The sequence below is a fragment of the Clostridium sp. Marseille-P299 genome (genome assembly GCF_900078195.1).
GTDB lineage: Bacteria > Bacillota > Clostridia > Lachnospirales > Lachnospiraceae > Lachnoclostridium.
Window position 1 is genome coordinate 736605 of the sequence record NZ_FJVE01000007.1, and the last position, 20891, is coordinate 757495.

Sequence of the window (20891 nt, forward strand, 5' to 3'; positions counted from 1 at the left end):
TAATAAATTTGAAATCACCCAAAGCTTATTGGCTTTGGGCTTTTTTGCGTCCAAAAGGAGGATTTTATGATAGAAATAGGTGTAAATAATTTATCAAAGTATTACGGTGCGACAAAGATATTTGAAAAGATAAGCTTTGAAATTAAAACAGGAGAACGAATTGGATTAATTGGTAGGAATGGATGTGGTAAAACTACAATCTTTAAGATTTTAATGGGCCTTGAGGATTATCAAGAAGGAGATATTAATTATCGTAAAGATATAAAACTAGGATATTTAAATCAAATTCCTGTGTATAGCGAGGAAATAAAGACCATTGAGGTTATACGCATGGCGTTTGAAAAGTTAAGTGCAATAAGTAAAGAAATGAAAGCGTTGGAAAAAAGCTTTGAGTCCTTAGAAGGAGTGGAACTAGAAAAGTCAATCAATTATTACGGAAGATTAACCTCACAATATGAATTGGAAGGTGGCTACGACTTAGAAACTAAAATTAATAAGATTACAGAAGGCCTTCATATAACAGAAAATCTAAAAGATTTACCATTTAAGAGTTTAAGTGGTGGTGAAAAGACTAGAGTGATTTTAGCAAAGTTGCTTTTAGAGGAGCCCGATCTTCTTTTATTAGATGAACCGACCAATCATTTAGACCTAGAAACCATTGACTGGTTGGAGGGCTTTTTAAAAGAATATAAGGGATCCGTTCTTATTATATCTCATGATAGATACTTCTTGGACCGCGTAGTAGGTAGAATTATCGATTTAGAATTTAGTCGTGCTAATATTTATGAAGGGAATTATAGCTATTATGTATTAGAGAAGGAGCGAAGATTTCTTATGGATTATAGCCATTATCAAAATCAACAAAAGAAAATAGAGCGAATGGAAAACCAAATCAAACGATACCGAATCTGGGGTAAAATGCGTGACAGTGAGGTAATGTATAAACGAGCGAAAGAATTAGAAAAACGTTTAGAAAAAATAGAAGTTTTAGACCGTCCAATTTTAGATTCAAGAAAAGTAAGATTGGGGATTGATGTTGTAAATCGAACTGGGAAACTAGTACTAGAAATAGAAGAACTTAAAAAGGCATTTGAACAAAAAAGACTACTTGTTGATATTAGTTTAAATATATTTTATCAGGAGAGTGCTTGCATTATAGGGAAAAACGGAAGTGGAAAATCTACTTTACTAAAATTAATTTTAGATGAAATGAAACCCGATGCAGGTGTGATAAAAATTGGTTCCGGGGTAAAGATTGGTTACTTGCCACAGCACGTAGAATTTGAAGATGAAGAACAGACGATTTTAGAATACTTCTCGAGAAAACACAATATCACAAATGAAATCGCTAGAGGTCAATTAGCAAAAGTCTTATTTTTTAAAGAGGATGTATTTAAAAAGATTAAGAATTTATCTGGTGGTGAGAAAAGCCGTTTAAAGTTATGTTCTTTAACATTTGAACAAGTGAATTTTATGATATTGGATGAGCCTACGAATCATCTAGATATTGATTCCCGAGAGGTATTAGAGGAGACCTTGATTAACTATGAAGGAACGCTGTTGTTTGTATCACATGATCGATATTTTATCAACAAAGTAGCGGATAAAATTATGGAGCTTAAAAATGGCGTAATGGACATTTATGATGGTGATTATAACTATTATTTAAATGAATGTGCCAAAAGAAAATTAGAAAATAATCGAATCTTAGAGAATAAGGAGCCTAAAAAGCAGACACAGAAAATAGATGATGTTGGTAAGTCAAATAATATAGCAAAACAAAATAATGTATGGAAACAAAGAAATACGGTGAAACAAAATAATACATTGAAGCAAGATAGTAAAAAAGTAGAATTATTGGAAAGAAAAATAGAGGATATCGAATTAAAGGTGCAATTACTAGAGAATGAAATGAACAAACATAATTCGGATACAGAATATTTGGCAAGGATTTTTATTGAGAAAGAAAATTTAGAGAAAGAGTTGGAGCTTTCTTATGAGGCGTGGGAGAGGGCATTGGTTTAATAAATAGTTAGATTTCGTAATGTTAGTTGGTAAAATTTTAAAAAAACTTCATAAGAGATGTTATTCTTAAAAAGAGTTAAGAGAACATCTCTTGTGGAGTTTTATTATGAGTCTAATATATCTGATTTAACGAAGTATAACTTATTAGGTGATACATTTTATAGTGATCATTTAAATTCTAAATTCATATTTCTTTTTAAAGCTTTTTAAGGTCAAATTTTCTTTTAAGGCCTAATTTTTTTCTTAAGGACTTATTTTATACTTAAGTCCTTATTTCTAATAATAAAGTTTTATATCCTATTATTAAGATCTAGCTTCTTTTAAAATCAATTCTTTTAAGTATGGCGACTTAACAAGAAATGGGAAAAGAAAGGTTGAAACAATAATTCCAAAAATATTTTGAACGACGTTACCTGGTACTCCAGTAACAGCAGCGGCAAAGCCACTTCCAAGTAATATAGAATCGAAAATAAAATATCCCAAGGTTACAATGATTCCACCAAAGACACCAGCAATGATAATAGAAATTGATTTCCCAGGTTTTTTAGAGGTAAGGAGGGCATAGATACTACTTCCTACAACAGCTGCTAGAGCTTTTATTATTAAAGTCGCGATGGCATAATGTGGATAACCAGATAGTATATCAGCTAACATTGATCCAATACCAGCAGCTAATCCTCCATAGATAGGTCCTAAAATAATACCTGAAAGAAGTACTAAACCATCGCCTAAATGTATGTATCCACCAGTTGGTGAGGGTACTTGTATAATCATAGTACTAATACAACATAGGGCTGCCATAAGTGCAGTCAATATAATTTTTAGTGTTCTAGTGTTCGGTTTCATAGAATCCTCCTTAAAATTTATAGTTTTATTAATATTTGGTATTGCTGATAAATATACAGTAAGTTTGGCTATTTTAAAAGGACCAGATTTTAAAAAAGTAATCATACCAGTTTATAGGGCTATTTATATAAGCGCTACTAGATGGAAGATAGTCCATAACGTAAGGAGCCAACAAAGAAAGGGATCAATAAAGAATGAAACCAATAATGAAAGGAACCAACAAAGAAACCAACAAAAAAACCAACAAAAAAACCAACAAAAAAAACAACAAAGAAATGGGATAATAATGAAATGTGATAACAAGGAAAACACCATCTTGTTTCGACAAAAATACAAATATATCGACAGATAGTAGGAACTTATACCTCTCTTTATGCATAGAATGATTTATAGGCACCAAGAAGAAAAGGGGGAGGTATATGTTTGAAGAGAAGAGGATAACCAAAGCTTATAACAATGCGGAAAGATTAGATATTGATAATAAAACAAAGATTGTTATTATAAGTGATTGTCATCGAGGAACTGGCGGAGGTGCAGACAATTTTGCACAAAACCAATTGCTATTATATTATGCACTTAACACCTATTACAAACAAGGATTTACCTATATTGAATTAGGTGATGGAGATGAGCTATGGGAAAATAGGAGCATGGATAATATTAAAGATGAATATGACGGCATATTTGAGCTTTTAGCTCGAATGTTTAGTGATGGAAAGCTTTTAATGGTTTATGGTAATCATGATATTGTTAAGAGAAAACAAAAATGGTGTAGAGAAAATCTTGCAAAAATACATGAGCATAATTGTACTGCAGAAAGAGACCTTTTTCCGGATATAAAAGTTCATCAGGCTATTATATTAAAAGATATAAATACAGAGAATGAAATATTGCTTCTTCATGGTCATCAAGCAGATTTCATTAACGACCAGTTGTGGCGTATTAGCAGGTTTTTAGTACGTTATATTTGGCATCCCCTTGAACTGATAGGTATAAAAAATCCTACAATTACATCCATTAATCCGAATAGGAAAGACATTGTAGAAAGAATATTAATGGACTGGTGCGATAAACATGGAAAGGCAATTGTGGCAGGTCACACCCACAGACCGATTTATCCTAACCCTGGCGAGACACCGTATTTCAATGATGGTTGCTGCGTACATCCACGATACATTAACGCTATTGAAATAAATAAAGGCGAGATATCTATTGTAAAATGGGAAGTAGAGGTACAAGATGATGGCATGCTTAACATAAACAAGAAGATTATGTGTGGTCCAAACAGTATAAATTCTTATTTTAAAGAAGGTAAATGAGCTGAGAAAAGGAACTTTCAATTAGAGTAGTCTTGAAGTGCAATTTAATTATACTCTTTTGAAAGCTTCTTTTTCTTTTTAAATGCTTTATATGTATTGTAATAAATTTTTGCCGATTTACACACCTTATATGATTTATATAAAAAATATGTTATAATGTAAAAAAATAGGAACAATTTAGAAGGGAATAATATATAAATAATTTATAATGATTTTATCAATTAATTCTTAATTTATAATGGATTTTATTAGTTGATTCCTAATATATTGATTTTAAGTAAGTAAAAGGAGGAATGCTTTATGGGATTATTTGGCCCATCCCAAAATGAGGTTTGGTCGCAATTAAGTGAAGAAATCAACGGGAAATTTGTAAAGGGGAGTTTTTTTAAGGGAAGTCGAGTGGAGCTTAGTCATCATCCTTGGACCATTTATTTGGATACCTATTCGGTATCAACAGGGAAAACAACGGTGATATATACCCGTATGAGGGCTCCATTCATTTTGTCTGATAATTTGTATTTCAAGGTATATAAAAAAGGTATATTCTCTGAAATGGGAAAGTTTTTTGGGATGCAGGATATTGAAATAGGAATTCAAGATTTTGATGAAGATTACATAATAAAAGGTAATAAGGAAGATATTATTAAAAAACTTTTTTCAAATAGTAGAATCCGAAATCTTATCAAAATTCAGCCAAGGATAAGCTTAGAAATAAAAGAGGGTGAAGGAATATTTGGATCGGGTTTTAAACAGAATGAAGGTGAATTATATTTCCAAGCAGATAGAGTAATTACAGACATAGACTTATTAAAGAATCTCTTTGAATTGTTTGGGGAAATGTTAGGGGAACTGAATCGTTTAGGATGTATAGGTAGTGAAGCACCAATGGTACGTTTATATAAAGATTAAATGATTAAATCCATCAACAAGATATTTCTTTTAAGGAGGTTACTGTATGAAGGTATACATAGTCCGGCATGGAGATAACGAAAGTGGAGAGTATTTTAATACAGTATTAAATCATCAGGATCCTCCTCTTAGTAATGATGGAATAAGAAAAGCAAAGAAGTTGGTAGACTACTTTGAAGAAAAATTTATAAAGAAGATAATTGTGAGTGAATACATAAGAACTCAGGAGACTGCGAAGTTTCTAGCAAATAAAAAGAAATTACCCGTTCTTAAAGATAAAAGATTGAATGAAATTGATAATGGAATTATCGAGACAATGTGTGATGATGAAATTAAAAAGAACTATCCTGAATTCTTTAAAGACTTTTTTAGCTACTCTAAAGATGTTCGGTTTCCAAATGGTGAGAATAGTGAAGAGGTAAGAATTCGACAAAAGAGTTTGTTAGACGAGCTGATTGAGAGAAATGAGGATGTCGTTCTTATTAGCCATGAAGGTTACATACGATTATTAATATGTCATCTAATCAATCTTCCGTTATATAAAAGAAATTTATTTCATGTCGATTTGTGTGGGATAAGCGAATTTGAGTATAAACAAAATAACAATTCATGGAAAGTAATTAGAATAAACGAAGTATTAGTTTAGATGAGGAAGGAGTGTTTGTATGTGGACAAGAGAATTAATTAAAAGTAGAGCAAAAGATGTATTGAGAATAAATTATTGGAAGGCATTTCTTGTTAGCTTTATTATTGCTATCGCTGGAGGAGGTGGGGCTAGTGGAGGCAATGCTAGCAACACACATAGGGTGTATCGAGATGTTATTGACTATGAATTATTTTTCTTTATTTTCTTTATTATAGCTATTGGCATTACTTTTTTAAGAATAGTAATTGGATATATGCTTGAAGTAAGTGGAAGAAAATTTTTTATTGAAGCAGCATCTGGAAATGATTTTAAAGAATTTATTAGCTATTGTTTTAAAGGTAAAAGATATTTCGATATAATGGTTACAATGTTACTTCGAAGTATTTATACATTTCTGTGGACCTTGTTATTTATAATACCTGGCATTGTGAAATCTTATGCGTATCGAATGGTACCATATATATTGGCAGACAATCCTTCCATTGGACATAACCGAGCAATTGAATTAAGTCAAGAGATGATGGATGGGAATAAACTGGATACATTTGTTCTTGATTTGTCATTTATCGGGTGGAACCTATTAGGATTATTAGCGTGTGGAATTGGTATATTATTTGTACAACCGTACGTAAATGCAACAGATGCAGAATTATATTTAATCCTTCGAAAAGAAGCAATTGAGCAGGGAATTACTTCAAAGGAAGAATTAAATTTAAACTCTGGTGATGATATGTATACTTATGAATAGGAAAATAATTTGAGTAAAACAACAACTTTCATGAAACAAGCACAATCTGATAGATATTGCGATATATTATATAATACCAAATAAATTAAGGGGGATTACAATGAAAAAAAGGATTTTAGCTTTATTCATTGTAACACTTATGATTACCGGATTGGCTGCTTGTAAAAAGAAATCCGATCTTATACAGGTAAATTTAAATGAAGTTGCTCACTCAATATTTTATGCACCACAGTATGTAGCAATTGAAAAGGGATACTTTGAAGAAGAAGGATTGGATGTAAATTTAGTGAATGGTCTTGGAGCTGATAAGACAATGACAGCTGTGCTCTCCGGCGATGCAGACATAGGATTTATGGGTTCAGAAGCCTCAATTTATGTATACAATGAGGGAAATGAAGACTATGTTGTTAACTTTGCACAGTTAACACAACGTGCAGGTAATTTCTTAGTTTCAAGAGATATGAATGAAGAATTTACTTGGGATAACATAAAAGGTAAGACGGTAATAGGTGGCCGTGTTGGTGGTATGCCTGAAATGGTATTTGAGTATATCTTAAAGAAACATGGAATCGACCCGACAACTGATTTAACAATCATTCAAAATATTGATTTTGGAATTACATCACAGAGTTTTGCTGCGGGAACAGGAGATTATACAATCGAATTTGAACCTGCCGCAACTGGCCTAGAAACTCAAAAAGCTGGTAAGGTAGTAGCTTCCCTTGGAGTTGAAAGTGGAATGGTACCTTATACTGCGTATTCTGCAAAAACTAGTTTTATTAAGAAGAATCCTGAAGTAATTGAGAAATTTGTGAAAGCATTACAAAAAGGTATGGACTATGTAAATACTCATTCTCCAGAAGAGATTGCTAAAGTAATTGAGCCTCAGTTTAAAGAAACTGGTCTAGAAACAATTACTAAAATTGTAACAAGATATTATGATCAAGATACTTGGAAAGATAATTTAGTATTTGAACAAGAAAGCTTTGATTTATTGCAAGATATTTTGATGGAAGCAGGCGTAATTACAGAAAAAGCTCCTTATGAGAAACTTGTAAATACTAGTTATGCGACGGATGTTGCGAAGTAAATAAGAAAAGTAAAACTAAAAATGCTCTCAAGATTAGTTATAATACTAATTCTTGAGAGCATTCTTTGCGATTTGTTTTTATAAGGAATTTACTCCTTTGTCTTTTATTTATTCGCCTTCTGTGAATGAGCTAGAATCATTATCTGATTCATCTTCAAAATCGTCTTCGAATTCGTCGTCAAAATCATCTTCGAAATCTTCTAAATAATCAGGAGTAACAAATTTATACACTGCAAACGCAATGGCTGCAATTGCTGCAATTGCACCGATAATAGCTAAAACGAATACAAGTGTATGTTTCTTTTCCTCAATTGGATCCGGTTTCTTATGAAGCAATTCGCTAAGTTTAGTAGCGGCTAATGCTTCACTAAGTTTATCAAATTTATTATTCATATTAGCACGTCCTCTCTAATTTGTGTTGGATTTCAAGGTTATTATACCACTAATTGAACCTTTTTACTATGGTTTATTTGAAAATAAATTGAAAATTATTCCACTTTTGTTAATTTTGCGAAAGTTGAGAGCATTTTTTTCGTGCCTTGACCTGGAAAATCAACGGTTACTTCGTAATCTCTACCACCTTGTGTAATAGCAGTTACAGTACCAACTCCAAATTTAATATGTTTTACTGAATCACCAACACCGTAATCTAATTGTCCAAGATTTGCACTGCCAAATTGTTTTAATGGGGCAGCAGAATATGGTTTCTGAGAAGTCGCTTCATAAGCCTTATATGCCGGAGTTGATGGCTTTTCAAAATCAAAATTTTTCATCGATGAGGTACTAGCGTAAGGTTTATCCATTACACTACTACGCATTGAATTCGTAGTTCCACCAGGTTGCGCGCCTCGAATTGGGCTTGTTCCATAAGAATTATTTGAAATAAAGTTACGACCCTTATTTGCTCCTATGGAGATTAAATATCTTGGTATTTCATTAATAAACCTGCTAGGTCGATTAAACTGCGTTTCACCACGTAACATTCGCTGTTTTGCGGCACTCATATTCAAAATGTTCTTAGCTCTTGTAATACCTACATAACATAAACGACGTTCTTCCTCAATTTCTTGGTCTGGATCATCTGCATGGATGGACATGTAACTTGGGAAAATTCCTTCTTCCATACCACATAAATAAACATATGGGAACTCAAGTCCTTTTGCACTGTGAAGAGTCATTAGTACAACCATATTATTATCTTCTTCTAAGCTATCGATATCAGCAACAAGTGCAACATCTTCTAAGAATGCACTAAGTGTTGGAGGCTCAATAGAGTTTTCTTCAAAAGTCGTAATCTTATTGATTAATTCGTTTACGTTACCAATACGATCAAGCGCTTCTTCTTGGTCAAGTGCTTCAAGCTCTTTAACATAACCAGTAGCCTCAATAATTTCATCAATCAAGTTTTTTAAAGTATAACCAGGTTTTCCAAGATTACTTTTTAAAGTTTCGATTAAACTAACAAAACTTGTAATTTTGCTGGTGGCACGTCCAAGAGCAGGAATGTGTTCGGCATGACGTAGGGCTTCGTAAAAACTCATTCCATTTCGAAACGCATATTCTTCAATACGATCAATGCTTGTTAGACCAATGCCTCGTTTTGGAACATTGATAATTCTTTTTGCAGCAACTCCATCAAGACCGTTGTCAATCGTTTTTAAATAAGCAAGCAAATCTTTGACTTCTTTTCTTGCATAGAAGTTTGTGCCACCAATGATTTTATATGGAATACTTTTTAAAATTAATTTTTCTTCCAGTACACGAGATTGTGCATTGGTACGATATAAAATGGCACAGTCTGCGTATTTTGCATTCTTTTCATCAATTAAAGAAGCGATAGAATTTACAACTTGTGTAGCTTCCTCATAATCCGTATCGTATTGATTAAAATAAACAGGTTCACCCTCATCATTGCTTGTCCATAAGGATTTGTCTTTACGTCCTTGATTATTTCGAATTACTTCATTTGCTGCATTTAAAATGTTTTGCGTTGAACGATAATTTTGCTCAAGCTTAATAACTTCAGTATTTTTATATTCTTTCTCAAAATCAAGAATATTACGTATGTTAGCGCCACGGAATTTATAAATGGACTGATCATCATCACCAACGACACATAAATTATGCTCAATTTCACCAAATTCATTCGTATAAGATGCCATTAAACTAATTAAACGGAATTGTGCGGTATTGGTATCTTGGTACTCATCCACCATGATATAACGAAAACGGTTCTGATAATAAGTAAGTGCCTCTTTATTTGTTTGAAATAATTCCACTGTTTTAAATATCAAATCATCAAAGTCAAGTGCATTGTTTGATTTTAATCGTTTTTGATACTCTTTATACACTGTGGCATATTTTGATTTTGTATAATCACCATGCGCATTTAATTCATATTCTTCAGGAGTTATGAGTTCATTTTTAGCAGAGGAAATTGCAGATAAAAAGGAACGTTCTTTAAATTTTTGAGTATCAATCTCTAAGGATTTGCAAACTTCGCGCATTAAGGTTTTTTGGTCATCCGTATCATAAATAGTAAAACTTCTATCATAACCTAGGGATTCAATCCATCTTCTTAAAATACGTACACAAGTGGAGTGAAAGGTACTAACCCAGATATTTTCAGAACCATAGCCTACGATTTTATCTACACGTTCTCTCATTTCTTTCGCTGCTTTGTTTGTAAATGTTAACGCAAGTATATGGTATGGATTAACATCGCGTTCTTCAATTAAATAAGCGATGCGGTGTGTTAATACTCTGGTTTTTCCTGAACCAGCACCAGCAAGGATAAGAAGTGGTCCTTTGTCGTGCTCTACGGCTCTTCGTTGCTCAGGATTTAAGGTATCATATATGCTCATAGTAATAACTACCCTCTCTCTTTTATTTCATGCATAAATCAAGCTTTATGCAAACGTATGTTTATTATAGCATGTGAAATAGTAAGACACAACTATGAAACTAAAATGTGCTGTACCTAAGTATTGAGCATTTATAGTATAAAGATTAATTGACATGTGGTTTTTAATACTATATAATGTGACTTAGAGGTGATTATTGTGGAGAAAAAGCGTGAAGAGCAAATTAGGGCTATTATTGAAGGCCTCAAACGCACTGATTATATAAAGCCGGATGAGCTTCCAAATATAGATTTATATATGGACCAAGTGACGACATTTATGGATAAGCATCTAGAGTCGTCAAAACGTTATTCTGAGGATAAATTGTTGACAAAAACAATGATTAACAATTATACTAAGAATAATTTATTACCTTCACCAGCGAAGAAAAAATATTCAAAGGATCATATGTATCTATTGATTTATATTTACTATATGAAGAATATTTTATCTATTAGCGATATCAAGAGTATACTTGAGCCAATTACAGATAAGTTCTTTGGTAATGATGGTGAAATGAATCTAGAACAAATTTATGAGGAAATCTTTCGTCTTGGTGTAGAGCAGTCGGTTACATTAACAAAGGAAGTCGTTCGTAAGAATGAAAAAACAAGACAATCCTTTTTAGAAGTAAGCGATGATGAGGACCGAGAATTCTTACAGACCTTTGCATTTGTTTGTATGCTTTGTTTTGATGTCTATATGAAAAAGCAGCTAATCGAGAAACTGATTGATGATAATTTTCAATTTAATGTAAAAGAAGATGCAAAGAAGGATAAAAAGGCAAAAGAGAAAGATAGTAAAGAAGCTGACAAGAGTAAAAAGTAGATATAGAGGTGTGGGGACACTGAAAAAGCTGTAAGTTGGATTTATATAATTTAAGGTTATATAAATTCAACTTACAGCTTTTTTATATTCAATTCCTTCATTATATTTATTATATATTAGTCTTTTTATAAAAAAGAAGATTATTTAGTTCTTTCTTTTTGAATTGCGTCCAAAAGTCCTTCTTCATATGCCTTTTCCTCTACAGGAAGCTTTATTTTTTTATCCTGCCAAGCTGAAAGGTAAGCGGCGTTGGTAAGTTCAATCGGGTATAACCCATCTTCACCAGGAGATATTAATGGAACCCCTAGCAATATATGATCTGCAAAGTTTTGAAGCATCGTTTCATAGGGAGCTTGATTTTTATCAAATTTCTCTTCGGTTATAGTATAGGTAAGAGAAGCACCATTTTCACCTTGTGCAATAAATTCATCTAAAGGTATTTTATATTCATATTGGGTTAAAATATTTCCTTCTGCAACTAGTTTACCCTTAGTACCAGAAATCTCAATTCTTTCACTACCAGCCCCTTCAATCGTAGAAACAATAAAACTGCCTCTCATGCCTGATCCATATTGCATTAGGAGGGTACTTTCATCATCCACAGAAAAGGAGTTAAGTTTACCAAAGCAAATGTCAGCGTATAAGGATGTTGGTGTTCCAAACCACCAATGCCATAAATCAAGAGGATGCTGGGCTTGATTTATAAGTAAGCCGCCACCTTCTTGTTCCCAAGTGCTTCGCCAAGGAGAGGAATCATGATAGGCTTTCGTACGGAGTGATTCTGTATTTACAAAGGAAACACGTAATAATTTACCTAATTCATTGGAGTTAAGTTTTTTCTTAATTGCTTGGTAAATAGGCATGGTACGTTTATGAAACATCATGGCATATGCCTTATGGGAGCGTTTCGCCGCTTCGTTCATAAGTTTTGCTTCTTTTGTTGAAATACCTGCTGGTTTGTCACAAAATACGTGGAGCCCATGCTCAAATGCTTTGATTACTAGAGAAGGGTGTTCTTTATGTGGAGTTACGATTAAAACTGCATCAAATTCATTGGTATGCTCAAATAGAAGGTCAGTTGATTCGTAAATAGATACTTGATTATCTAGATTATCTTTCACCCATTGTTTATTCGATTCACTTCTGCAGCATACAGCAGTTAAGGTTAAGCCTTTTATTTTGCCTGAATTAAGAAGTGTGGCATATTTTTTACCCATGCTGCCAACACCGATGATTGCAATTCTAATATTGTTCGTTATTGTATCTTTATTTTGTTTCATAGTGACGCCTTTCTATGTATATTTAACTTCTAGCTTTTATGTGTTAATTTCTACAGTAAAGTAATGCAAGAAATTTTTTATATAATAGTTTTTTTGTTTTTATTAAATAATACTTCGTTATTTTATCATATTATATGTATATGTACTAGCTTTTGGTATTTGTAAAAACGAAAAAACCCCAAATGATAGTTATAATCTATCATCTGGGGCATGTAGCTTGTGACTCATTTGTATTACCTAGATTTTATATAATCTAAAGAGATATGACGCTTGTTTATTCGGTCGCGTTCACGTCATCGCCACTTGGGAGTGCAGAGATTCTGTTAAAGACCATATCATAGCCATCATTACCATAATTTAAGGAACGATTCACACGGCTAATGGTAGCAGTAGAAGCGCCGGTCTTTTCAGCAATTTCTAAGTAGGTTTTCTTAGCGCGCAACATACCAGCTACTTCAAAACGTTGTGATAAGGATAATAATTCATTCACTGTGCAGATATCTTCAAAAAAGAGATAGCACTCCTCCTTATTTTTTAAACTAAGAATTGCTTCAAACAAATAATCGACGGAAGCATTTTTAATGTTTTTACTCATACATCTACTCCTTCTAATTTCAATCCCATCAAAATTTAATATGACAAGTTTTAATTTGGGATTATCTTTCATTATCATTTGAAATACTCATTCAATTTTTAGACAAGCATTTGTCCGTGACATAAAGACACTATTTGATTTTCCTTAATATATTTTATCACTATGCAGGAGTAAAGTAAAGAGAAATTTAACGTTATTTTTATAAAAAATATGTAAAATATGTATTAATTTCTAATATTTGTATATTTAGAAACATTTTATTACTTATTTTATTAAGAATCATTATCAATTTAAGAAAATGAAAAAATAAACAGTAATTTACAATTTGCAAATATAATTATTTTTTAAAAAAGAAATTGAAATAAATTTTTAATTTCATTAAAGTTAAGAAAAGTCTGATAAATCTTATCATTAAAGTTTTTTTATACTTAAAATATAAATTTAGATTTTATAAAATTGACTATTAAAAATTCAAAAGTAATAATTTTTTATTCAATAAAATCAAAAAAATAATTGTACAAAATGAAGATTTAATATAAAAAATTCATATTAGATAAAAATTTCAAACAATAGACTAAATTTAATATTTTAATAGAAAGCGTGTCTGTCACAGGTGTACGCAAAAACCAATAAAATACAATTATCTCCAGAAAATGAACTCTATAATAGTGATATAATGAATTGTTAACCTATTATTGATGATGACTAGTCATATGATACCAATGTGTTAATATTCCTTAAGTGGACAATGGAGTAAAAAAAAGTTATAATAGTACGTATTCATTTTAACGGAGTTGTGAAGGCTAGGGAATAGAAAGGATATGTACTGGTTCTATGGCGGATAAGGAACGTTAAAATAAGAAAGTAAGATGAAGTGAACAAGAAAGGGTTTTGTATGAAAAAAGGACAAGAGTATATTGGCATAGTTGATCATATAGATTTTCCAAACAAAGGTGTAGTGATTGTGGATGGCGAGGCGGCCATTGTTAAGAATACAATACCAGGGCAAAAGGTACGTTTTTTAATTAATAAGGTTCGAAAAGGGAAATGTGAAGGGCGACTTCTTGAGGTGTTAGAACGTTCAAAATTAGAAACTGAGGCAGCAGCATGTAGCCATTTTGGTACTTGTGGTGGTTGTACGTACCAGACAGTTCCTTATGAAGAACAGCTAAAAATCAAGGAAGAACAAGTGAAGAAGATGCTGGATCAAGTTATTACTACCGAATATAATTTTGAAGGTATTAAAGGTAGTCCAGAATCCCTTGGATACCGTAATAAAATGGAGTTCTCTTTTGGAGATGAAGTAAAAGATGGACCATTAGCACTTGGACTTCATAAAAGAGGAAGTTTTTATGATATTGTAACAGCAGATCAATGTAAGATTGTAAATGAGGATTATAATCATATTTTGGCTATGGTTTTAGAGGTCTGTAGAAAGTATGAGCTTAGTTTTTATCATAAGCTTAGCCATATCGGATACTTGAGACATTTACTTGTTCGTAGAGCTGCAAAAACTGGAGAGATTTTAATTAATTTAATTACTACATCTCAGACAGATAGCATAGGCGTTGCTGAAGATGAGTTTTTAAAGGAAATGGTGGATGGATTACTTTCATTAGAAATGAATGGTAAGGTTGTTGGTATTCTTCATACGGTGAATGATAGTTTGGCGGATGTGGTACAGAGTGACCGTACGGATATTTTATATGGACAGGATTATTTCTTTGAAGAACTGCTTGGTTTGAAGTTTAAGATATCTACTTTTTCATTCTTCCAGACAAACTCTCTTGGGGCTGAGGTATTATATAGTACAGCGAGAGAGTTTGTGGGTGAGACAAAGGATAAGTTGATCTTTGATTTATATAGTGGTACAGGTACAATTGCGCAGTTACTAGCACCAGTAGCGAAGAAGGTTATTGGGGTTGAGATCATTGAAGAAGCGGTGGAAGCTGCGAAGGAAAATGCGGCGCTTAATCAGTTGAATAATTGCGAGTTTATTGCTGGAGATGTGCTTAAGGTAATTGATTCCATTGAAGATAGACCAGATTTGATTGTGCTTGATCCTCCAAGAGATGGCATTCATCCAAAGGCGCTTGGCAAGATTATTGATTATGGGGTAGACAGGATTGTTTATATTTCATGTAAGCCTACGAGTCTTGCTAGAGATTTGGAGATGTTGCAGGAGAGAGGTTATAAGGTAGAGAGAGTTGTTTGCGTGGATATGTTCCCGGGGACTGTGCATGTGGAGACGGTGTGTTTGCTATCCAAGGTGAAATAATAGTTAAATAGTAATAATTAGAGCGCACTCATTAACATTCGTTGATGGGTGTGTTTTGCTGTAGAAAATTTATATTTTAAAATTAGACATCCAAAAATGAGAATTGTCATGATATAATAAATATACCTATCTATAATAATATACGAACATGGAAAGTTTGATATGAAAGCTGTGCATACTATAACAGACATATAACCTCAAGTGGAGATCTTATGAAGGAGGTAACCGAAGAATGAACATAAAAAACAGAACATATTTTGCAATTGACTTAAAATCATTTTACGCTTCGGTGGAATGTATGGAGCGAGGGCTTGATCCGATGACCACGAATCTTGTGGTTGCCGATGCAGATCGTACGGAAAAAACAATCTGTCTCGCTGTATCTCCCTCATTAAAAGCATATGGTATTCCCGGCAGAGCAAGGTTGTTTGAGGTTGTACAAAAAGTGAAGGAGGTAAATGCATCACGGTTGCAAAAAGCTCCAGGACGTGAGTTTTCCGGTGTTTCTTACTGTGACACGGAAGTAAAATCCATGCCAAGCATTGCCCTAGACTATATTATAGCCCCTCCGAGAATGGCACATTATATAGAGTACAGCACGAGAATATATGATATTTATTTGAAATACATCGCACCAGAAGATATCCATGTCTATTCCATCGATGAAGTATTCATTGATGCTACCGATTATCTAAAAACCTACAAACTTTCAGCCCGTGAATTCGCTACAAAATTGGTATTGGATGTTAAAAAAACAACAGGTATTACAGCATCAGCGGGGATCGGGAAAAATCTGTATCTGAGTAAGGTTGCCATGGATATTCAAGCAAAGCGTATTCCAGTGGATGAAAATGGAGTACAGATTGCGGAACTGGACGAGATGAGCTATCGTCACCTGTTGTGGTCACATCAGCCTCTAACAGACTTTTGGCGTATTGGGAGAGGATATGCAAAGAAGCTACAGGAACAAGGTCTTTTTACCATGGGCGATATTGCAAGGTGTTCCATTGGTAAGTCCACAGACTACTATAACGAGGATTTGCTCTATAAGATGTTTGGCATTAATGCGGAGTTGTTAATTGACCATGCATGGGGCTGGGAACCATGTACGATTGCAGACATAAAGGCATATAAGCCAAGTACAAATAGTATAGGATCAGGTCAGGTACTGCAATGTGCTTATCCTTATGAGAAAGCGCTACTGATTGTGCGAGAAATGGCCGATCTGCTGGTACTTGATTTGGTGGATAAAGGACTTGTGACGGACCAAATCGTCTTAACAGTGGGATATGACATTGAAAATCTAACAATTCCGGAAATAAAGAAATCTTATCATGGGTCAATTGTAACAGACCATTATGGGCGTTTGGTTCCAAAACCTGCCCATGGAACTACCAATCTTAGCCGACAGACATCTTCTACAAAGTTGATTATGGATGCCTTCACAGAATTGTTTGAGCGTATCGTTGATAAGAATCTTTTGGTCAGGAGAATTAATATCGCAGCGAATCATGTTGTAGATGAGAGAAGTGTTCAGAGAAAAGACAGCTTTGAACAGCTTACTCTCTTTACAGATTATGCGGCCGAGCAGGCAAGAAAAGAGGAAGAAGAAGCTGAGCTTGAACGTGAAAAAAAGATGCAAAAAGCAATGCTGGCGATTAAGAAGAAATACGGTAAAAACGCCGTTTTAAAGGGTATGAATCTGGAAGAGGGTGCTACCACATTAGATAGGAACAATCAGATTGGAGGGCATAAGGCATGACGAAGACATATGACGATATTATTCATCTACCACACCATGTGTCTACGAAACATCCTCATATGGCACTTATTGACCGAGCGGCACAATTTTCGCCATTCGCAGCACTGACTGGCCATGGTGCCGCAATCAAAGAAACTGCAAGATTGACGGATGAGAGAGTGGAATTGGATGAATATATGAAGAACGTTTTAAGCAATAAGCTTCAGATTATTGCGGAACGGCTTAAAGATAAGCCTGAAATTGAGATTACTTACTTTCAGCCAGATGAGAAGAAGAATGGCGGGGCTTATGTTACAGCTGCGGGTTCGGTTAAAAAGATAGACAAATATGAGAGAATTGTGGTCATGACCGATAGAAAAGAGATTTCAATTGATGATATAGTTGCTATAGAGGGGCAGATATTTGAAATTATGTAATTCTTTTCTAATGAAGGAACAGCGACAAAAAAGGACTAGGTAAAGTCAAAAACTAAAATTGATGTCACATGAACGACAGCATGACTTCGCTCATATAATACTCACAAAGGACTTTAAAAGGAGTAAAATTATGGGACAATACGGACCTCCTAGTTCTCCACCGCCTACAACGATTCCCAAAAAACCAAAGACGTCATATATTATTGACTGTATGTACTCATATACCTATGTATGGCCAAAGTATGGAACACCTTTCTGGTTTTATCCTACAAGAGTAGAATATGGCGAAGCTTCGGGATATATATGGACTGGACGAAATTGGACGTTCTATGGCTTTGATCCAGAATATATTGACCAAGTTGCATGCTATCCCGTTCCTACCCTTTACTAAGTTCAATGTTGGAGCGGGTTTTGCAATATGGAAATGTGGCAGGAAGAGTGTGCGAAATTTAATGATCTTTACTAATGGAATTTAATTATTCAATGGGGAGTTAACGTAGCGTTGACTCCCTATTAATAAGATGTGGATTTGCATTGGTTAACCCAATTGCTGACGCTATGTATTAATTTTTGATAATCCTTTCTCATATTATTGATCTTTAGCATAACTCATATTGATAGAAACTTTGGTTTGACAACAACATTTTAAAATTTTATAATGAGTATATGTTCACTCATCATAAAGGAGGGAGATTTATGCCGCGAAGCAAAGAACAATGTGAGGAAATGCGCAAAGCTACTAGAGATAAAATTCAATTAGCGGCAATGAGATTGTTCGTTCAAAAGGGATTTGGTGCTACAGGTGTTCATGAGATTTCTGATTTAGCTGGAATTAGCATAGGGCTTTTATATCGTCAATACAAGACGAAAGAAGAACTATTTAATGATTTAGTTGAAAACTCACTTACAAGTCTTAAAAGCATTACTGATTTTTTTAATAAGGATGATTCACCTAGAGAATTAGTAAATCAATTTGTTTACAAAGTTTATAACGATATTTTAAATGGAGAAGAATTGGCTAATCTATTAATTCTCATGGCACAATCATTTTTATCGGGAGCAACTAATCTTAGGCAAAATGAAATTATAGAATTAGATACCAATATGATTCAGGCTACTGCCAAGTGTATTGAAAGAGGCCAGGGGCTTGGTGAGTTCCGTCCAGGAAATGCCTATGAATTAGCGGAGTTATTCTATTCGGCACTTCAAGGATTAGCGATGATGAAAATCACATTAAAAGATAGTTTTATAATGCCATCCCCATCTGTTATAACTTCTATTTTATTTAAGGAAGAAGAATAATCTATGATATCATAAGCTGATTGCCCATAATATACTAACTAAACTATATAAATAGTTAGAATTTGAGGAGTACAAATGTAGGACTTTCCGCAAAAGATAGACAAGTAAATAGGATAAATAATTTTGTATCATGGAACTATATAAAATAGAAATGTTACCACAAATAAGTACATAAGGAGCAGTATCGATTACTATATAAAGATTTACGTAAAGATAAAATTTACAATCTTTTCAGATATTTTCTTAAATCATTTACTGTCAGAATGGAGTATATATGAATTATTTAATTTTAGGTATTATTTTTATCCTTGCGCTCTTTGCTATCCGTTTTTCTAATAAGCATGGGATACCTGCACTATTATTATTTATTGTGCTCGGTATGGTTTTTGGTGCAGTAGGCTTTGAATTTGAGGATTTCGAATTTGCGGATAGTTTTGCTACGTTTGCACTTATGGTCATCATGTTTTATGGTGGTTTTGGTACGAATTGGAAGATGGCCAAGCCAGTTGCAAAAGAAGCGATAGTACTTAGTTCCCTGGGTGTCGTTGCTACAGCGTTAGTAACAGGGTTATTTTGTCATTATATTCTAGGTCTTGATTTACTAGAAGGTATGCTAATTGGTTCAATTGTGGGTTCTACCGATTATGCCAGTGTTTCGAATATTTTACGTTCGAAAAACTTGAACTTAAAGTATAACACTGCATCCCTATTGGAACTTGAAAGTGGCTCAAATGACCCAACGGCTTATACAATGACTATGGTATTTTTATCTGTAATTATAGGCACGAAAGTGTCTATCCCGATTTTGATTATATCTCAGGTAGCCATTGGAATAGTTATGGGGTTTGTCCTTGCATTTGTTATTGGAAAACTACTTAAAAATCTTTCCCTGGGAGCAGACGGACTTTATGCTGTCTTTATGGTTTCTTCCATGCTTGTTACATATGCGATTACAGGACTTGTCGGAGGTAATGGCTACTTGGCCCTTTATATTTTAGGAATTTATCTTGGAAATATGGAATTTCGAGGTAAGCGTGACATAATCTTTTTCTTTGACGGATTTGCTGAAATAATGCAGATTGGACTATTTTTCATCCTAGGTCTATTGTCCAGCTTCACAAAATTTATAGCGGCATTCCCATTAGCACTTGCTATTATGTTATTTATGACTATCATAGCCCGTCCAGTAACCGTTTATGGTCTGATGTTGCCATTTCGTCTCAAACGTAATCAATTGAATATTATTTCATTAGCGGGTATTCGAGGTGCAGCAGCAGCTGCCTTTGCAATTATAGCTGTGAATAGTGACGCGGTGATCTCCGTTGATATATATCATATAGTATTTGGTATATGTGTACTTTCTGCGTTAATTCAAGGTTCCTTAATGCCACCTACATCAAGGCTATGGAATATGCTAGATCCTAGTGATACGGTCTTAAAGACTTTCAATTACTATCAAAGTAAAGCGGAGATCGGCTTCTTAGAAACAACAATTCATCCGGATAGTAGCTTAATTGGTAGTAAGGTAAAGGATTTGAACCTACCACTCAACTATATTGTTGCTAAGATCGAACGTAATGGTAAAACAATTGTTCCTAGAGGACATACAACCATAGAAGAAAATGACGTAATTGTCTTGGGTGGTGAGTTACACTTTGATGAAAGTGGGCAAGACCTTATTGAATTTACCATTCCAAGAGATCACCAATGGGCGAACCATTACATCAAAGACTTAAAATTACCACATGACCGCCTCATTATCATGGTGCAACGTAAAGATAGTGACATCATTGTTCCAATTGGAGATACATTACTATTAGAAGATGATAAAGTCATCATGTTAAAGGTTGATAATGCCTTAGAATTTTCCAGTGCTGATGAAATTAACCAGGATTAGAATATCAATTATCTGAATATCTATGAAAATAGTAAAATTATCGTTTA

18 protein-coding genes are annotated in these 20891 nt (G+C 33.7%); 13 read left to right on the plus strand and 5 right to left on the minus strand.

Annotated features, from left to right (window positions below):
- Window positions 1-66 precede the first annotated feature (66 nt).
- Window positions 67-2025 carry a ribosomal protection-like ABC-F family protein gene (gene abc-f / locus BN4220_RS11415; protein WP_066716191.1) on the plus strand — a complete coding sequence of 653 codons (1959 nt, stop codon included), beginning with the start codon at window positions 67-69 and terminating at the stop codon, window positions 2023-2025.
- 303 nt (window positions 2026-2328) lie between these two features.
- On the opposite strand, the gene BN4220_RS11420 is transcribed toward abc-f, so the two are convergent.
- On the minus strand, window positions 2329-2871 hold the full coding sequence (locus tag BN4220_RS11420; RefSeq protein ID WP_066716192.1) for an ECF transporter S component: 543 nt from the start codon (window positions 2869-2871) through the stop codon (window positions 2329-2331).
- Window positions 2872-3290: 419 nt separating this feature from the next.
- Here BN4220_RS11420 and BN4220_RS11430 point away from each other — a divergent pair, with 419 nt between their 5' ends.
- From BN4220_RS11430 to BN4220_RS11450, 5 genes are all read left to right on the plus strand, one after another.
- Complete coding sequence (locus tag BN4220_RS11430; RefSeq protein ID WP_066716194.1) at window positions 3291-4190, plus strand: metallophosphoesterase; 900 nt, start codon at window positions 3291-3293, stop codon at window positions 4188-4190.
- 300 nt (window positions 4191-4490) lie between these two features.
- Window positions 4491-5099, plus strand: a complete 609-nt coding sequence (locus tag BN4220_RS11435; RefSeq protein ID WP_066716197.1) for a hypothetical protein — start codon at window positions 4491-4493, stop codon at window positions 5097-5099.
- A gap of 46 nt (window positions 5100-5145) precedes the next feature.
- On the plus strand, window positions 5146-5745 hold the full coding sequence (locus tag BN4220_RS11440) for a histidine phosphatase family protein (RefSeq protein ID WP_066716199.1): 600 nt from the start codon (window positions 5146-5148) through the stop codon (window positions 5743-5745).
- Between the two features lie 19 nt (window positions 5746-5764).
- Window positions 5765-6493 carry a DUF975 family protein gene (locus tag BN4220_RS11445; protein WP_066716200.1) on the plus strand — a complete coding sequence of 243 codons (729 nt, stop codon included), beginning with the start codon at window positions 5765-5767 and terminating at the stop codon, window positions 6491-6493.
- Between the two features lie 100 nt (window positions 6494-6593).
- Window positions 6594-7583 carry an ABC transporter substrate-binding protein gene (locus tag BN4220_RS11450; protein ID WP_066716203.1) on the plus strand — a complete coding sequence of 330 codons (990 nt, stop codon included), beginning with the start codon at window positions 6594-6596 and terminating at the stop codon, window positions 7581-7583.
- A 108-nt stretch (window positions 7584-7691) separates the two neighbouring features.
- Here BN4220_RS11450 and BN4220_RS11455 read toward each other — a convergent pair whose 3' ends face one another.
- Both BN4220_RS11455 and BN4220_RS11460 read right to left on the minus strand, forming a co-directional pair.
- A complete protein-coding gene (locus BN4220_RS11455; protein WP_066716205.1) occupies window positions 7692-7976 on the minus strand; it encodes a hypothetical protein in 285 nt (94 codons plus the stop codon).
- A 95-nt stretch (window positions 7977-8071) separates the two neighbouring features.
- A complete protein-coding gene (locus BN4220_RS11460) occupies window positions 8072-10447 on the minus strand; it encodes an ATP-dependent helicase (RefSeq protein WP_066716207.1) in 2376 nt (791 codons plus the stop codon).
- A gap of 198 nt (window positions 10448-10645) precedes the next feature.
- On the opposite strand from BN4220_RS11460, the gene BN4220_RS11465 reads away from it, so the two are divergent.
- Complete coding sequence (locus tag BN4220_RS11465) at window positions 10646-11314, plus strand: DUF1836 domain-containing protein (RefSeq protein ID WP_347477084.1); 669 nt, start codon at window positions 10646-10648, stop codon at window positions 11312-11314.
- 140 nt (window positions 11315-11454) lie between these two features.
- On the opposite strand, the gene BN4220_RS11470 is transcribed toward BN4220_RS11465, so the two are convergent.
- Window positions 11455-12594 carry a Gfo/Idh/MocA family protein gene (locus BN4220_RS11470; protein WP_066716208.1) on the minus strand — a complete coding sequence of 380 codons (1140 nt, stop codon included), beginning with the start codon at window positions 12592-12594 and terminating at the stop codon, window positions 11455-11457.
- A gap of 274 nt (window positions 12595-12868) precedes the next feature.
- Window positions 12869-13189 carry a YerC/YecD family TrpR-related protein gene (locus BN4220_RS11475; protein WP_066716211.1) on the minus strand — a complete coding sequence of 107 codons (321 nt, stop codon included), beginning with the start codon at window positions 13187-13189 and terminating at the stop codon, window positions 12869-12871.
- Window positions 13190-14084: 895 nt separating this feature from the next.
- Between BN4220_RS11475 and rlmD the strand changes: the two genes are divergently transcribed.
- From rlmD to BN4220_RS11505, 6 genes are all read left to right on the plus strand, one after another.
- Complete coding sequence (gene rlmD, locus BN4220_RS11480) at window positions 14085-15467, plus strand: 23S rRNA (uracil(1939)-C(5))-methyltransferase RlmD (protein ID WP_066716214.1); 1383 nt, start codon at window positions 14085-14087, stop codon at window positions 15465-15467.
- A gap of 238 nt (window positions 15468-15705) precedes the next feature.
- Window positions 15706-17229 (plus strand): Y-family DNA polymerase, encoded by a 1524-nt coding sequence (locus tag BN4220_RS11485; RefSeq protein WP_066720889.1) that lies wholly within the window; start codon window positions 15706-15708, stop codon window positions 17227-17229.
- A complete protein-coding gene (locus tag BN4220_RS11490) occupies window positions 17226-17645 on the plus strand; it encodes a hypothetical protein (RefSeq protein ID WP_066716216.1) in 420 nt (139 codons plus the stop codon). The genes BN4220_RS11485 and BN4220_RS11490 overlap by 4 nt, the downstream gene beginning before the upstream one ends.
- A gap of 130 nt (window positions 17646-17775) precedes the next feature.
- A complete protein-coding gene (locus BN4220_RS11495) occupies window positions 17776-18036 on the plus strand; it encodes a transporter (RefSeq protein WP_066716219.1) in 261 nt (86 codons plus the stop codon).
- A gap of 305 nt (window positions 18037-18341) precedes the next feature.
- Window positions 18342-18947 (plus strand): TetR/AcrR family transcriptional regulator, encoded by a 606-nt coding sequence (locus tag BN4220_RS11500; RefSeq protein WP_066716221.1) that lies wholly within the window; start codon window positions 18342-18344, stop codon window positions 18945-18947.
- Between the two features lie 274 nt (window positions 18948-19221).
- Entirely contained in the window at window positions 19222-20844 is a 1623-nt protein-coding gene (locus BN4220_RS11505; RefSeq protein WP_066716223.1) for a potassium/proton antiporter, read from the plus strand.
- Window positions 20845-20891 lie beyond the last annotated feature (47 nt).